The sequence below is a fragment of the Labrys miyagiensis genome, assembly GCF_030160835.1.
Classification (GTDB): Bacteria; Pseudomonadota; Alphaproteobacteria; order Rhizobiales; family Labraceae; genus Labrys; species Labrys miyagiensis.
On record NZ_BSPC01000069.1, the window covers coordinates 369,105 to 381,503 of the forward strand.

10 protein-coding genes are annotated in these 12,399 nt (G+C 65.0%); 8 read left to right on the forward strand and 2 right to left on the reverse strand.

Translation table 11 applies throughout. The annotated features are described in order from the left end of the window. Positions 1-45: 45 nt before the first annotated feature. Complete coding sequence (dnaA, locus tag QQL24_RS31610) at positions 46-1,560, forward strand: chromosomal replication initiator protein DnaA (protein WP_284316273.1); 1,515 nt, start codon at positions 46-48, stop codon at positions 1,558-1,560. A 143-nt stretch (positions 1,561-1,703) separates the two neighbouring features. After that, positions 1,704-3,158, forward strand: a complete 1,455-nt coding sequence (gene xylB, locus QQL24_RS31615; RefSeq protein ID WP_284316274.1) for a xylulokinase — start codon at positions 1,704-1,706, stop codon at positions 3,156-3,158. 233 nt (positions 3,159-3,391) lie between these two features. Here xylB and QQL24_RS31620 read toward each other — a convergent pair whose 3' ends face one another. Further along, positions 3,392-4,426 carry a LacI family DNA-binding transcriptional regulator gene (locus QQL24_RS31620; RefSeq protein WP_284316275.1) on the reverse strand — a complete coding sequence of 345 codons (1,035 nt, stop codon included), beginning with the start codon at positions 4,424-4,426 and terminating at the stop codon, positions 3,392-3,394. Positions 4,427-4,725: 299 nt separating this feature from the next. Here QQL24_RS31620 and QQL24_RS31625 point away from each other — a divergent pair, with 299 nt between their 5' ends. The 6 genes from QQL24_RS31625 (at position 4,726) to QQL24_RS31650 (ending at position 11,654) form a co-directional block, all read left to right on the forward strand. Next, positions 4,726-5,661 (forward strand): carbohydrate ABC transporter permease, encoded by a 936-nt coding sequence (locus QQL24_RS31625; RefSeq protein ID WP_284316276.1) that lies wholly within the window; start codon positions 4,726-4,728, stop codon positions 5,659-5,661. Then, entirely contained in the window at positions 5,658-6,542 is an 885-nt protein-coding gene (locus QQL24_RS31630; RefSeq protein ID WP_284316277.1) for a carbohydrate ABC transporter permease, read from the forward strand. Before QQL24_RS31625 ends, QQL24_RS31630 begins: the two co-directional genes overlap by 4 nt. A gap of 31 nt (positions 6,543-6,573) precedes the next feature. Continuing rightward, positions 6,574-7,875: an ABC transporter substrate-binding protein gene (locus QQL24_RS31635; RefSeq protein WP_284316278.1), complete on the forward strand. Its 1,302-nt coding sequence runs from the start codon at positions 6,574-6,576 to the stop codon at positions 7,873-7,875. Between the two features lie 92 nt (positions 7,876-7,967). After that, the gene (locus QQL24_RS31640) at positions 7,968-9,314 is read left to right on the forward strand and encodes an alpha-glucosidase/alpha-galactosidase (protein ID WP_284316279.1); all 1,347 of its coding nucleotides are present in this window, start codon (positions 7,968-7,970) and stop codon (positions 9,312-9,314) included. Positions 9,315-9,492: 178 nt separating this feature from the next. Continuing rightward, entirely contained in the window at positions 9,493-10,572 is a 1,080-nt protein-coding gene (locus QQL24_RS31645; protein ID WP_284316280.1) for a Gfo/Idh/MocA family protein, read from the forward strand. A gap of 8 nt (positions 10,573-10,580) precedes the next feature. Further along, the gene (locus QQL24_RS31650; protein ID WP_284316281.1) at positions 10,581-11,654 is read left to right on the forward strand and encodes a Gfo/Idh/MocA family protein; all 1,074 of its coding nucleotides are present in this window, start codon (positions 10,581-10,583) and stop codon (positions 11,652-11,654) included. Between the two features lie 21 nt (positions 11,655-11,675). On the opposite strand, the gene QQL24_RS31655 is transcribed toward QQL24_RS31650, so the two are convergent. Then, positions 11,676-12,047, reverse strand: a complete 372-nt coding sequence (locus QQL24_RS31655) for a cupin domain-containing protein (protein ID WP_284316282.1) — start codon at positions 12,045-12,047, stop codon at positions 11,676-11,678. Positions 12,048-12,399 lie beyond the last annotated feature (352 nt).

The following is a 12,399-nucleotide window of genomic DNA, read 5'->3' on the forward strand; positions in this document are numbered from 1 at the left end:
GACGCCGGAGCTTTATCTTGAACTCTTATGCCAGACGATAGCCCCATGAACTCGAGCGAACGCCTGACACTTTCCGCCGCGGCCCAGAACAGCAAGAATCTCGCTGTCGCCGATCTTTCCACCTCCCTCGGCGATGCCGCGATCACGCCGGCCGCAGCCTGGGACCGTGTCAAGCGCCGTCTGCGCGCCGAATATGGCGAGGACGTCTTTTCCAGTTGGTTCGCCCGGCTCGAACTCGATGCCGTCGCCGACGACACCGTGAGCCTGTCCGTGCCCACGCGCTTCCTGCGCAGCTGGATCCAGGCCCACTACATCGACAAGATCCTGGGCCTGCTCTCGGCCGAATTGCCCGGCACAGCGCACATCACCCTCAATGTCCGCACCGCCGCGGCCCGTCCGCCCATCGTCATCAGGGAGACGGCGCCCTGCGCCAAGAATCCCGCCGAGGTCGTGGCCGCCAAGCCTGCCATGGCGCCGTTCCTGCGTGCCTTGGAGGCGCCTGTGCGCGAGGATGACCTGGCTGGCTCTCCGCTCGACCGCCGCATGTCCTTCGAGGCCTATTATGTCGGCAGGTCCAACGCGCTCGCCCACGCGGCGGCGCTGCAGGTCGCCAAATCCGCGCCGAGCGAGCCGCTGCCCTACAACCCGCTGTTCATCCACGCCTCGGTGGGGCTGGGCAAGTCTCATTTGATTCAGGCCATCGCCCACCAGGCCGAGACACAGGGCAAGCGCGCGCTCTATCTCACCGCCGAGCGCTTCATGTATGGCTTCGTCGCCGCCCTCAAGGCGCAGACGGCGATCCAGTTCAAGGAGAAACTGCGCGCCATCGACATCCTGGTCATCGATGACCTGCAGTTCCTGGCCGGCAAGTCGATCCAGCAGGAGTTCTGCCACACGCTCAACGCCCTCATCGATGGCGGCAAGCAGGTGGTGGTGGCGGCGGATCGTCCGCCGGCCGACCTCGAGACCCTCGACGAGCGCGTGCGCTCGCGCCTTTCCGGCGGCCTGGTGGTGGAGATCGGCGCCCTCGACGAGGAACTGCGTGTAAAAATCCTCAAATCCCGTATCGAAGCGGCGCGCTCGCACCACGCCAATTTCGACGTGCCCGACACGGTCGTCGCCTATGTCGCCCATCAGGTCTCGACCAATGGCCGTGACCTCGACGGCGCCGTCAACCGCCTGCTTGCCCATTCCGCCCTCTCCGGCTCCGGCATGTCGCTCGAGACGGCGGAGGCCGCCATCCGCGACCTCGTCAAGAACCGCGAACCGCGCCGGGTCAAGATCGAGGACATCCAGCGCATCGTCGCCAAGCACTACAATGTCAGCAGGGCGGATATCCTCTCCTTGCGCCGCACCGCCACGGTGGTGAAGCCGCGGCAGGTGGCGATGTATCTCGCCAAGTCCCTGACGCCGCGCTCCCTGCCGGAGATTGGCCGCCGCTTCGGTGGGCGGGACCACACCACCGTGCTCCACGCCGTGCGCAAGATCGAAGGCCTGGTGGGCAGGGATTCTGGCCTGGCGGAAGAGGTCGACCTGCTGCGGCGCCTGCTGTCGGAGTAAGGATCGGTCGCTTCGCTAAGCGCTAACCTGATAGGTAGCGCAGCCTCTCGGAATGCCTGTCCAGCACTCGCTTCAAGCAGGCTGATGACAAACCGGCCCTCGCCGTGCTCTTAAGGGCGCACCCCTCAGCGTGAGTGCGCCTGATGCCTTTTCTCGGCCTCGATATCGGAACCTCGGCAGTCAAGGCCGTCATCGTCGACCAGGGCGAGGCCGTGCTGGCCGACGGCGAGGAGAGCCTCGCGACATCCCGGCCGGGCCCTGGCCTGTCGGAACAGAACTCGCGGGACTGGCTTGCCGCGGTCGAAAAGATCCTCGCCCGCTGGCACGCGGACGAGGCGGGGATCCTCGCTTCCGTCGAGGGCATCGGCTTGTCCGGCCAGATGCATGGCTCCGTTTGCCTCGACGAGGCCGATCAGCCTTTGCTGCCCGTCATCCTCTGGAACGACAGCCGCGCCGTCGCGGAGGCGGCCGAGCTCAACCGCGACCATCCCGAGCTTGCCTGGCAGCTCGGCGTGCCGGCCGCGCCCGGCTTCACCGCGCCGAAGCTGCTCTGGCTCTCGCGCCACCGGCCCGAGTTGATGGCGCGCCTGCGGCGCGTGCTGCTGCCCAAGGATTTCGTGCGCCTGTGGCTGACGGGCGAACATGTCAGCGAGATGTCCGACGGCGCCGGGAGCTGGTGGCTGGACGAAGCCAGGCGCGACTGGTCCGACAAGGCGCTGGCCGCCACCGGCGTCGAGCGCCGCCAGATGGCGCGGTTGGTCGAGGGCACCGAGATCTCAGGCCGCCTGCGTCCCGATATTGCCGGGCGCTTCGGCCTCAAGCCCGGCATTCCCGTCGCCGGCGGGGCGGGCGATGCCATGGCGGGCGCTATCGGCATCGGCGCCATCGATGACGGCGCCTTCATCTCGCTGGGCACCTCCGGCCAGTTCTTCGTGCCCGGCACCGCCTACCGCCCGTTGCCGGACAAGTTCCTGCATGCCTTCTGCCATGCCGTGCCCGGGCGCTGGATCCAGATGGCGGCCCTGCTCAACGGTGCCTCCTGCCTGGCCTGGGCCGCCGGGCTGGTCGGCGAGCCGATCGAAAAGCTTCTCGCCGAGGTCGCCGCGCAGCCCGCCGGACCGGGCCCGGTGATGTTCCTGCCCTATCTTGCCGGCGAGCGCACGCCGCACAACGACGCGCTCGCCACCGGCGTGTTCTCCGGCATGACGGGCGGCACCGGCAAGGCCGATCTCATCCGCGCCGTGCTCGAGGGTGTCGCCTACTCCTTCGCCGATGCCGCCGCCTGCCTGGAGGAGGCCGGCACGACGCTCGGCGAGGCTGCGGTGATCGGTGGCGGCGCCCGCAGCGCCCTCTGGGTGCAGATCCTCGCCGATGTGCTGGGCATGCCGCTCAAGCGCTATCGCGGCGGCGAGAAAGGCCCGGCCTTCGGCGCCGCCCGCCTCGCCCGCGCGGCGGTGACGGGTGAGGACATCGCCGCCATCGCCACCAAGCCGCCGGTGCTCGACGTGGCCGAGCCGCGGACAGAATTGACGCAGGCTTATGCGGAGAAGGTGGCGGCATTCCGGCGGCTGTACCAAGCGACGAAAGTGGCGCGGTAGGACGCAGGACAGAACCGACAAGAGCGCGGAAAGCCTCCCCCACGAAGCTGGGGGAGGTGTCGCGGCGAAGCCGTGACGGAGGGGGTGTGGGCGGAGTGAGACGCAGGAAACGGACTCTAGAAAGGCGCTTCCCGTGCCTTCTCTTGACCACACCCCCTCCGACCTCGCTACGCTCGGCCACCTCCCCCAGCTTCGTGGGGGAGGCTTCCCGCGCTTTTTCCGGCTCCGTTTTCCTATGTCCTCGCTCCCCCGCTCGACTCCCGGATCACCAGTTCCGTCGCCACCACCAGCTTCGGCCGTTCCACCGGCTCGCGGTTGATCATCTTGATCAGCATTTCCGCCGCCTTCTCGCCCTGCTCGATGCCGGGATTGCGGATGGTGGTGAGTGAGGGCCGCATATAGGCGGCGATGGGCAGGTCGTCGAAGCCGATCACTGCGATATCCCCTGGCACCGCCAGCCCCCGTGCATTGATGGCCGCGATCACGCCGAGCGCCACCGTGTCGTTGCCGGCCAGCACCGCGGTGGGGGCCGGATCGGCCCGTTCCAGCAGCGCCGCCATGGCCGCATGGCCGCTCTCGGCGCTGTAATGGGCAAAGCCGACCAGGGCCGGATCCGGCGTGATGCCGCGATCGGCCAGGCTGCGCTGATAGGCGGCGAGGCGGACATCGGTCGCGATATAGCCGACGTCCGAAAAGCCGATATGGGCGATGCGCCGGTGGCCGAGGTCGACGAGATGGTCCACCGCCTTGCGAATGGCGCGGCGCGTGGAGAAATTCACCGAATGCTCGCCGGGATGGCCGACCGAACCCAGAATTACCAGCGGATAGGCGTCGTCGATGAGCGCGTGCAGCGCCGGATCATGGGTGGCCGGGTTGAGCACGATCAGCCCGTCGATGCGATGGCTGCGGACGAGGTCGACATAGGCATTGGGCGCGCGATTGGGCTCGACGACCTCGAGCAGCACGCCATAGCCGTGGCGCTGGTTGACACGCGTGATGCCGGTGAGAAGCTGCGGCACGAAGCCGTCGACATGGAGCGAGGCCGGCTCGGTGACGACGAGGCCGATCGTCTCGGTATCGCCACGCACCAGCATGCGGGCCGCCGAATTGGGCCGATAGCCGAGCGCCGCCGCCGCCAGCAGCACGCGCTCGCGCGTCTCCTGGCTGATCGAAACGCCGGGAGAGCGATTGAGCACCATCGACACGGTGGCGCGCGAGACACCCGCACGCTCGGCGACGTCATGGCTGGTCACCTTGGGCCGATCCATCCACCCCTCCCCGTCCTCTCCTCGAGCAGAGCCCGCTTAAGCGTAAACGCTGCTTTACTCTCACTTTTTGTTTCGACGCGTCTCTGCGATTCTTGCCGATTTCGTCAAATCGCAAAACGCTTTGGCTTGAGCCGACGGCCTATTGTCAAGCGGCCCCGCTGGAAACCTGCCTTGACAACCGACATTAGTCATACTAACACGTGTAAATAGCATAATAACACGTGTCACTACAATTGAATCGATAAATCGAATCATCCTGGGGAGGGATGCCTTTGGTGTCGATCAACGAGTCCAGGTCCGTGCCTGCGCGTGCCGAGGCTGCGCTTGCCGAGACGGCGCGCCCTGAGGGCTGGAGTGCGAGCGGCCGGTGGTGGCGCGAGAACCTCACCGGCTGGCTGTTCATCCTGCCGGCCCTGATCGGCTTCATCGTCTTCTATTTCCTGCCGACCATCCGGGCGATCGAGATCAGCCTGACCGACTGGAACCTGATGCGGGCGCCGAAATTCGTCGGTCTCGACAATTACGTCAAGCTGATGGGCGATCCGCGCTTCTGGCAGTCGGTGAGGATCACCCTGCTCTATGTGATCTACAACATCCCGCTGCAGACGGCTCTCGGCCTGCTGCTCGCGGTGCTGCTCGACCGCCTGTCGAAATCGGTGGCGGTGCGCGCCATCGTGGTGGCGCCCTATCTGCTCTCCAATGTCGTGGTCGCCCTGATCTTCCTGTGGCTGCTCGATCCCGTGCTCGGCGTCACCAACGCCTTCCTCAACCTTGTCGGCATTGCCCGCCAGCCCTTCCTGACCACGCCGGGCCTTGCCTTGATCTCGATCGTGGGCATCAACATCTGGCGTCATACCGGCCTGATCGCCCTGCTCTTCTATGCCGGCCTGCAGGCCATTCCGAAAAGCCTCTACGAGGCGGCCAAGATCGATGGCGCCAGCGAATGGCGCATGTTCTGGCACATCACCTTGCCGCTGCTGCGTCCGGTGCTGGTGTTCATCGTCGTCACCAGCGTGATCGGCTCCTTCCAGATCTTCGACACCATCGCCGTTGCGACCAGGGGTGGCCCGGTCAACTCCACCAGCGCCATCATCTGGTACATCTATGAGAGCGCCTTCCGCTTCTCCAAGATGGGCTATGCCTCGGCGATGTCGGTGCTGCTCTTCCTGGTGCTGATCGCCGTCACCCTCGTGCAGATGCGCGTGCTGCGCGCCGACAGATCGGATCTCGAATGATGCTGGGAGCCACCGCAACCCGGCAATGGAGCCTGGGCCGGGCCTTCGCCTGGCTGATCCTGGGGCTGTTCATCCTCGGCTCGCTGTTCCCGATCTGGATCGCCTTCAAGACGGCGATCACCCCGCTGCTCGATCTCTACGACACCGCCACCTCGCCGATTCCGACCGAGGTCACCACCTCGAACTTCACCCGCATCTTCGGCCTCAGCGAGCAGCAGGGCGGCTTCAACGCCGAGATGAAGTTCGGCACGGCCTTCCTCAACAGCGTGATCTTCACGGTGATCTGCGTTACCGGCCAGATCGCCTTCTCCTCCCTCGCCGCCTATGCCTTCGCCCGGCTGCGCTTCTTCGGCCGCGATGTCATCTTCTATCTGTTCATCTCGGCCACCATGGTGCCGGCCATCGTGCTGTTCATCCCCAATTTCGTGCTGATCAAGCAACTGGGCTGGCTGAACACCATGCCAGGCCTGGTGGCACCCTTCGTGCTGATGACCCCCTTCGCGGTGTTCTTCCTGCGCCAGTTCTTCCTGTCGACGCCCTCCGAGCTCGAGGATGCGGCGAGGCTGGACGGCGCCTCCCCCTTGCGCATCTTCTGGAGCATCGTGCTGCCGGTGCATCGCGGCGCCATCGCCACCCTCGCCATCCTGCTTACCATCAACAGCTGGAACGAGTTCCTCTGGCCCTATCTGGTGGGCCGCGACGAGAGCGCCCGCGTGCTCTCGGTGGCGCTCACCAATTTCCTGCAGCAGCAGCCCAACGGCAATCCAGACTGGACCGGCCTGATGGCCGCGACCTTCCTGTCGATCCTGCCGATCATCCTGCTGCTCGTCATCCTCGGCCGGCGCGTGGTCGAGTCCCTGCAATTCAGCGGCCTGAAATAGACGATCACGACACATCATCCCGGAGGAAACGATGAGAAAAATCACTGCGGCGCTGACAGCCCTGCTCTTTGGCGGCGCCTGCGCACCTGCTTTGGCCGAGACGCAGCTCAATTACTGGCTGTGGGACAACAACCAGGTCCCGCCCTACCAGGCCTGCGCCGACGAGTTCCACAAGCAGCATCCCGACATCTCGATCAAGATCAGCCAATTCAGCTGGAACGATTACTGGACCGCCCTGTCGACCGGCTTCGTCTCCGGCGAGGCGCCCGACGTCTTCACCAACCAGCTCAGCCGCTACCCGGAATTCGTCAACAACAACCAGGTCACCGACATCAGCGACCTGATCAAGCGCGACAATGTGCCGACCGACATCTACTACAAGGGCCTGCTCGACCTCTGGTCGAAGGATGGCCATGTCTACGGCCTGCCCAAGGACTGGGACACCGTGGCCATGGTCTACAACAAGGACATGCTCGCCAAGGCCGGGGTGAGCGAGGAGGAGCTGAACAGCGCCACCTGGAACCCCCAGGACGGCGGCAGCTTCGAGAAGATCATCGCCAAGCTTTCGATCGACGCCAACGGCAATAACGGCCTGTCGCCGAATTTCGATGCCAAGAACGTCAGGCAATATGGCTTTGTCACGCCCGAGCTCGACGGCTATGGCCAGACGCAGTGGAGCCATTTCGCCGTCTCCGACGGTTTCAAATTCGTCGATGGCCTGTGGGCGACCGCCTACCATTATGACGATCCCAAGCTTGCCGAAACGCTCACCTGGCAGCGCGATCTCGGGCTGAAGAAGGGCTTCGCCATTCCCCAGAAGGATGTCGGCAACAACGCCTCGGGCCTGTTCGTCGCCGGTAAGGCGGCGATCACGCCGGATGGCTCCTGGAAGATCAGCTTCTATGGCAGCAATGCCAAGTTCAAGGTCGGTTATGCCCTGCTGCCCAAGGGTCCGGCGGGCCGCAGGACCATGTTCAACGGCCTCGCCGACGGCATCTGGACCGGCACCAAGCATCCCGAGGAAAGCTGGCAATGGGTGAAGTTCCTGGCCTCCCCGACCTGCGAGAAGATCGTGGGCGCCTCGGGGGTGGTCTTCCCGGCCATCGAGGAGGCCGCCAAGCTCTCGCAGGACACCTCCTTCAAGAAGGGCTGGGATGTCTCGGCCTTCCTCAAGGAGGCAACGCCCGACCAGACCTTCTACTTCCCCATCACCGACCATTCGTCCGAGATCAACTCGACCATGAAGGCGGCGCTGGAGCAGATCTTCCTCAACGATGTCGACGCGGCAACCGTGCTCAAGGATGCCAATGACCACGTGAACAGCGTGTTCTGACACAGCCCTTGCGGGCGGCGCGACCGCCGAGCCCAACAGCAACGGCGCCGGGCCTACCCGTCGCCTTGAAGCTTCATACTGGAGTCCCGATAATGTCTTCCCCGAAAATCACCTTCATTGGCGCCGGCAGCACCGTGTTCGCCAAGAATCTGATGGGCGATATTCTGTCATTCCCCGAATTGGCGGAGGCCCGCATCTGCCTCTATGACATCGACCCCGAACGCCTCGCCGTTTCCGAACGCGTCGGCCGCCGCATCGTCGAGACGCTGAAGGTCCCGGCCACCATCGAGGCCACGACGGATCGCGAGCGTGCGCTCGACGGCGCCGATTATGCCATCACCATGATCCAGGTCGCCGGCTACAAGCCCGGCACGGTGACGGATTTCGCGGTGCCGAAGAAATACGGCCTGCGCCAGACCATCGCCGACACGCTCGGCATCGGCGGCATCATGCGCGCCCTGCGCACCATCCCGGTGCTGCTCGACTATAGCAGGGACATGGAACGGCTCTGCCCGGACGTCTTCCACCTGCAATATGCCAACCCGATGTGCATGAACATCATGGCGCTGAACCGGGCGACGAAGATCAGGAATGTCGGCCTGTGCCACAGCGTGCAGGGTACCGCCGCGCAAATCGCCGAGGATATCGGCGTGCCGATCGAGGAGATCAACTACACCTGCGCCGGCATCAACCACATGGCCTTCTACCTGACCTTCCAGCGCAATGGCGAGGATCTCTATCCTCTCATCCGCAAGGTGGTTGAAGAGGGACGCGTGCCGGACTGGAACCGGGTGCGCTACGACATGTTCCTCAGGCTGGGCTATTTCGTCACCGAATCCTCGGAGCATTTCTGCGAATATGTGCCCTGGTACATCAAATCGGGCCAGGAGAAGCTGATCGAGCGCTACAACATCCCGCTCGACGAATATATCGACCGCAGCGAGCGCCAGATCCGCAAATGGGGCGATCTTTCCCGCCAGTTGCAGGACCCCACCGTGCCCTTCGAGGTGAACCGCAGCCTCGAATACGGCTCGACCATCATCCACGCCATGGAGACAGGCAAGCCGGCGGTGGTCTACGGCAATGTCGAGAACCGCGACCTCATCACCAACCTGCCGCCGGACTGCACGGTGGAGGTGCCCTGCCTGGTCGACAAGAACGGCCTGCAGCCGGTGCGCATCGGCCGCCTGCCGCCCCAGCTCGCCGGACTGATGCAGACCAATGTCAACGTGCAGCAGCTGACGGTGGAGGCCATCCTGACCGGCAATCGCGAGCACATCTATCACGCCGCCATGCTCGACCCGCACACCTCGGCCGAACTCAATCTCGACCAGATCTGGAGCCTGGTGGACGATCTTATGGACGCCCATGGCGACTGGATCCCCGAGAACCTGCGCAAGAAGGAGCCCTCGATCGCCTCGCTGTTAAGGGTGGCGTGAAAGTGCACGAGTAGGCGCGGGAAGCCTCCCCCACGGAGCTGGGGGAGGCGATCCGCGCCCTACCTTCTCCGGACGGCCCTACTGTAACCGGGGCGAGGGCGCGCAATTGGCAGGCCCTTTTCTCAATTGTCTCATCGCGCCCCAACGAACACCCTGTTTCCCCTAACCCGGAGCCCCCATGACCGTCTCCCAGCAGCGATACACCGCCGCCGTGGTCGGCGGCGGCATGGGTGGCCGACTTAGCCTGAAAGCGCTGGCGGCCTCGCCGCATTACGAGCTCAAGGCCGCCTGCGACCTGCGCCCGGAGGTCCTGGCCACCTTGGAACGAGACTTTCCCGGCATCCGTACCTTCACCGACCACCAGCAGATGTTCCGGGAGTGCCCGACCGATATCGTCTGCGTCTCCACCTTCCCGCCGTCCCACGAGGAAGTGACGATGGATGCGCTGAGGCTGCCCCTGAAAGGCATCCTGGTCGAAAAGCCGCTCGGCCACACCGCCGCCTCCGGCCGCCGCATCCTCCAGGCGATCAAGGCGCGCCACCTGCCCATGGCCGTGCCGCACGGCCTCCTGGTCAAGCACACGCCGCTGGAGATCATCAAGCGCGTGCAGGGCGGTGAGATCGGCGATCTCAAGCTCGTGGAGATCCAGTGCCGTGGCTGGGACATCATCAATGCCGGCATCCACTGGCTGAGTTTCTTCGTGGCGCTGACGGGCGGAGATCCGCCAATGGACGTGCTCGGCGTTTGCGATGCCGGCACGCGGACCTATCGCGATGGCATGCAGGTGGAGACCACCGCCGTCACCTCGGTGCAGACCCGCTCGGGCGTGCGCTGCATCCTGCACACCGGCGACACGCTGCGGGTGAATGGTGAGGAGGGACGTCAATTCGTCTTCCGCCTGGTCGGCACGCTCGGCATGATCGAGTTCTGGGGCTGGGCCAACGACTACCGCCTGCTCAATGCCGCCTATCCCACGGGCCAGCGCTTCGAGCCCGCGGATGACGAGCGCCCGCCGCATCAGCGCCATCTCGACAATCTCGCCGCCATGATCGCCGGCGGGACGACGGACTACACCATTCCGGACTGTTCCCTGGTGGCGCTGGAGCTGTGCGAGGGCGCCTATCTCTCCAGCCGCCTGCGCCGGGTCATCACGTTACCGTTGCAGGACGAAGCAAAGATGCCACCGGCCGATGACTGGACCCCCGGCGAACCCTATACAGGGACGGGCGGCGGCCGCGACGGCCGTCAATTTGGATGACGAAAATCATGAACACTGTTCAATTTGCCATTATCGGTTCGGGCTGGCGCACCCTGTTTTTCCTGCGCATCGCCAGGGCGCTGCCGGAGAAGTTCCGCGTCACCGGCATTCTCACGCGCGACAGCGCCAAGGCGGAAAAACTCCAGGCCGAATGGGGCGTGCCGGCCTTCACCGATTTCGACGCGATGATCCGCCATCAGCGTCCGGATTTCGTCGTCATCTCCGTGGCCCAGCCGGCCGCACCGGCGATGATCGAGCTGGTGGCCGCCGCCGGCCTGCCGATCATGACGGAAACGCCGCCGGCCCAGACGCTGGAGGGCCTGCTGCGGCTATGGGCTTTGGTCGAAAAGGGCGCGCATATCGAGGTGGCCGAACAATATATCTATCAGCCGCTGCACCAGGCCCGGCTCGCCCTCATCCACGCCGGCAAGCTCGGGCCGGTGAGCTACGCCCATGTCAGCCACGCCCATGGCTACCACGGTACCAGCCTGATCCGGCATTATCTCGATGCCGGCTTCACCGAGCCAGCGATCAGAGGGCGCGCTTTCAGCTCCACCCTCGTGGCCGGCCCGAACCGGCAGGGGCCGCCGGCCGAGCACAAGATCGATACGGTGCGCCAGGTCATCGCCGAGCTCGACTTCGGCGACAGGCTCGGCATTTTCGATTTTGCCGGCTCGCAATATTTCTCCTGGGTGCGGGCCTATCGCCTCACCGTGCGGGGCGAAAAGGGCGAGATCGTCGACCGCGAGGTGCGTTACCTCAAGAATTTCCGCACACCCGTGGAGCTCACGCTCCGGCGCAGCGACACCGGCCAGTACAACAACCACGAAGGCTATTTCCATCGCGGCATCCAGGCCGGCGAGGGCTGGGTCTATCGCAACCCCTATCCCGGCGCCTCGCTCACCGACGACGAGATCGCCGTGGCCGCCATCCTAGACGGCATGGGCGAGAGCGTGCGCGGCGGCAAGCCGGTCTACAGCTTCGCCGAGGCCGCGCAGGACCAGTATCTCTCGCTGCTGATCGAGGAGGCGGTGGCTGGTGGCACCACGGTACAGGCGGTGCGGCAGCCCTGGGCGGTGTGAAGCGGAGTTCCAGCGGCGCCTTCAAATCCAGACGTCGTTCTGGGCCGTGCGGTCCCCGCCGACATGACCGGTGTTGAGCGTGCCGCGCGGCTCGATCAGAAGCATCTCGACCTCCCGTTCCGCATAGGGCTTGTGCTCGACGCCCTTGGGCACGACGAACATCTCACCGGGGCCGATCAGGACGAAGCCATCGCGAAAGTCGATCCGCAGTTGGCCGCCGAGCACGATGAAGGTCTCATCCGTTTCGGGATGATCGTGCCAGATGAAGTCTCCCTCGATGCGGACGATCTTGAACTGGTAGTCGTTCATCTCGGCGACGACGCGCGGCTGCCAGAAATCCGTGATTTTCGCGAGCTTCTCCGAAAATTTAATCGCCTGGTACGTCTTTTCCATCTGTCTGCCTAGCCTCGCTGTCGAAGCGGCAGGCTATGGAATCTTTCCGGCCATCCGTCTTGAACGATCGTGCAAGCCTCGGCGCTCGCCCTGCACCCTTGCCGGTTGGGCGCTCGCGTCCCCTCGCCGGTTGGGCGAGATGAGACGATTGAAGGAGGTGGCGTGCCGGTTGCGCCCCCTCGCCCCGTCCTTACGGGGAGAGGGGGCGCAACCGGCGAGACTTGTTCTCAAAGGCCTCATCCCGCCCAGCCGTTGCGACACCTGCGCGCACGGCTTCGCCTTTCCGCGCCCTGAGCGGGCCGGAGCATGAAGAAGATCGAGGCGACGGCGGCCGCCGGAGCAGCCGCGAATC

Excerpts from the sequence above, each read along its gene's own strand:
- dnaA (WP_284316273.1), top strand. The coding sequence starts at position 46 with ATGAACTCGAGCGAACGCCTGACACTTTCCGCCGCGGCCCAGAACAGC.
- xylB (WP_284316274.1), top strand. The coding sequence starts at position 1,704 with ATGCCTTTTCTCGGCCTCGATATCGGAACCTCGGCAGTCAAGGCCGTC.
- QQL24_RS31620 (WP_284316275.1), bottom strand. The coding sequence starts at position 4,426 with ATGGATCGGCCCAAGGTGACCAGCCATGACGTCGCCGAGCGTGCGGGT.
- QQL24_RS31630 (WP_284316277.1), top strand. The coding sequence starts at position 5,658 with ATGATGCTGGGAGCCACCGCAACCCGGCAATGGAGCCTGGGCCGGGCC.
- QQL24_RS31635 (WP_284316278.1), top strand. The coding sequence starts at position 6,574 with ATGAGAAAAATCACTGCGGCGCTGACAGCCCTGCTCTTTGGCGGCGCC.
- QQL24_RS31640 (WP_284316279.1), top strand. The coding sequence starts at position 7,968 with ATGTCTTCCCCGAAAATCACCTTCATTGGCGCCGGCAGCACCGTGTTC.
- QQL24_RS31645 (WP_284316280.1), top strand. The coding sequence starts at position 9,493 with ATGACCGTCTCCCAGCAGCGATACACCGCCGCCGTGGTCGGCGGCGGC.
- QQL24_RS31650 (WP_284316281.1), top strand. The coding sequence starts at position 10,581 with ATGAACACTGTTCAATTTGCCATTATCGGTTCGGGCTGGCGCACCCTG.
- QQL24_RS31655 (WP_284316282.1), bottom strand. The coding sequence starts at position 12,047 with ATGGAAAAGACGTACCAGGCGATTAAATTTTCGGAGAAGCTCGCGAAA.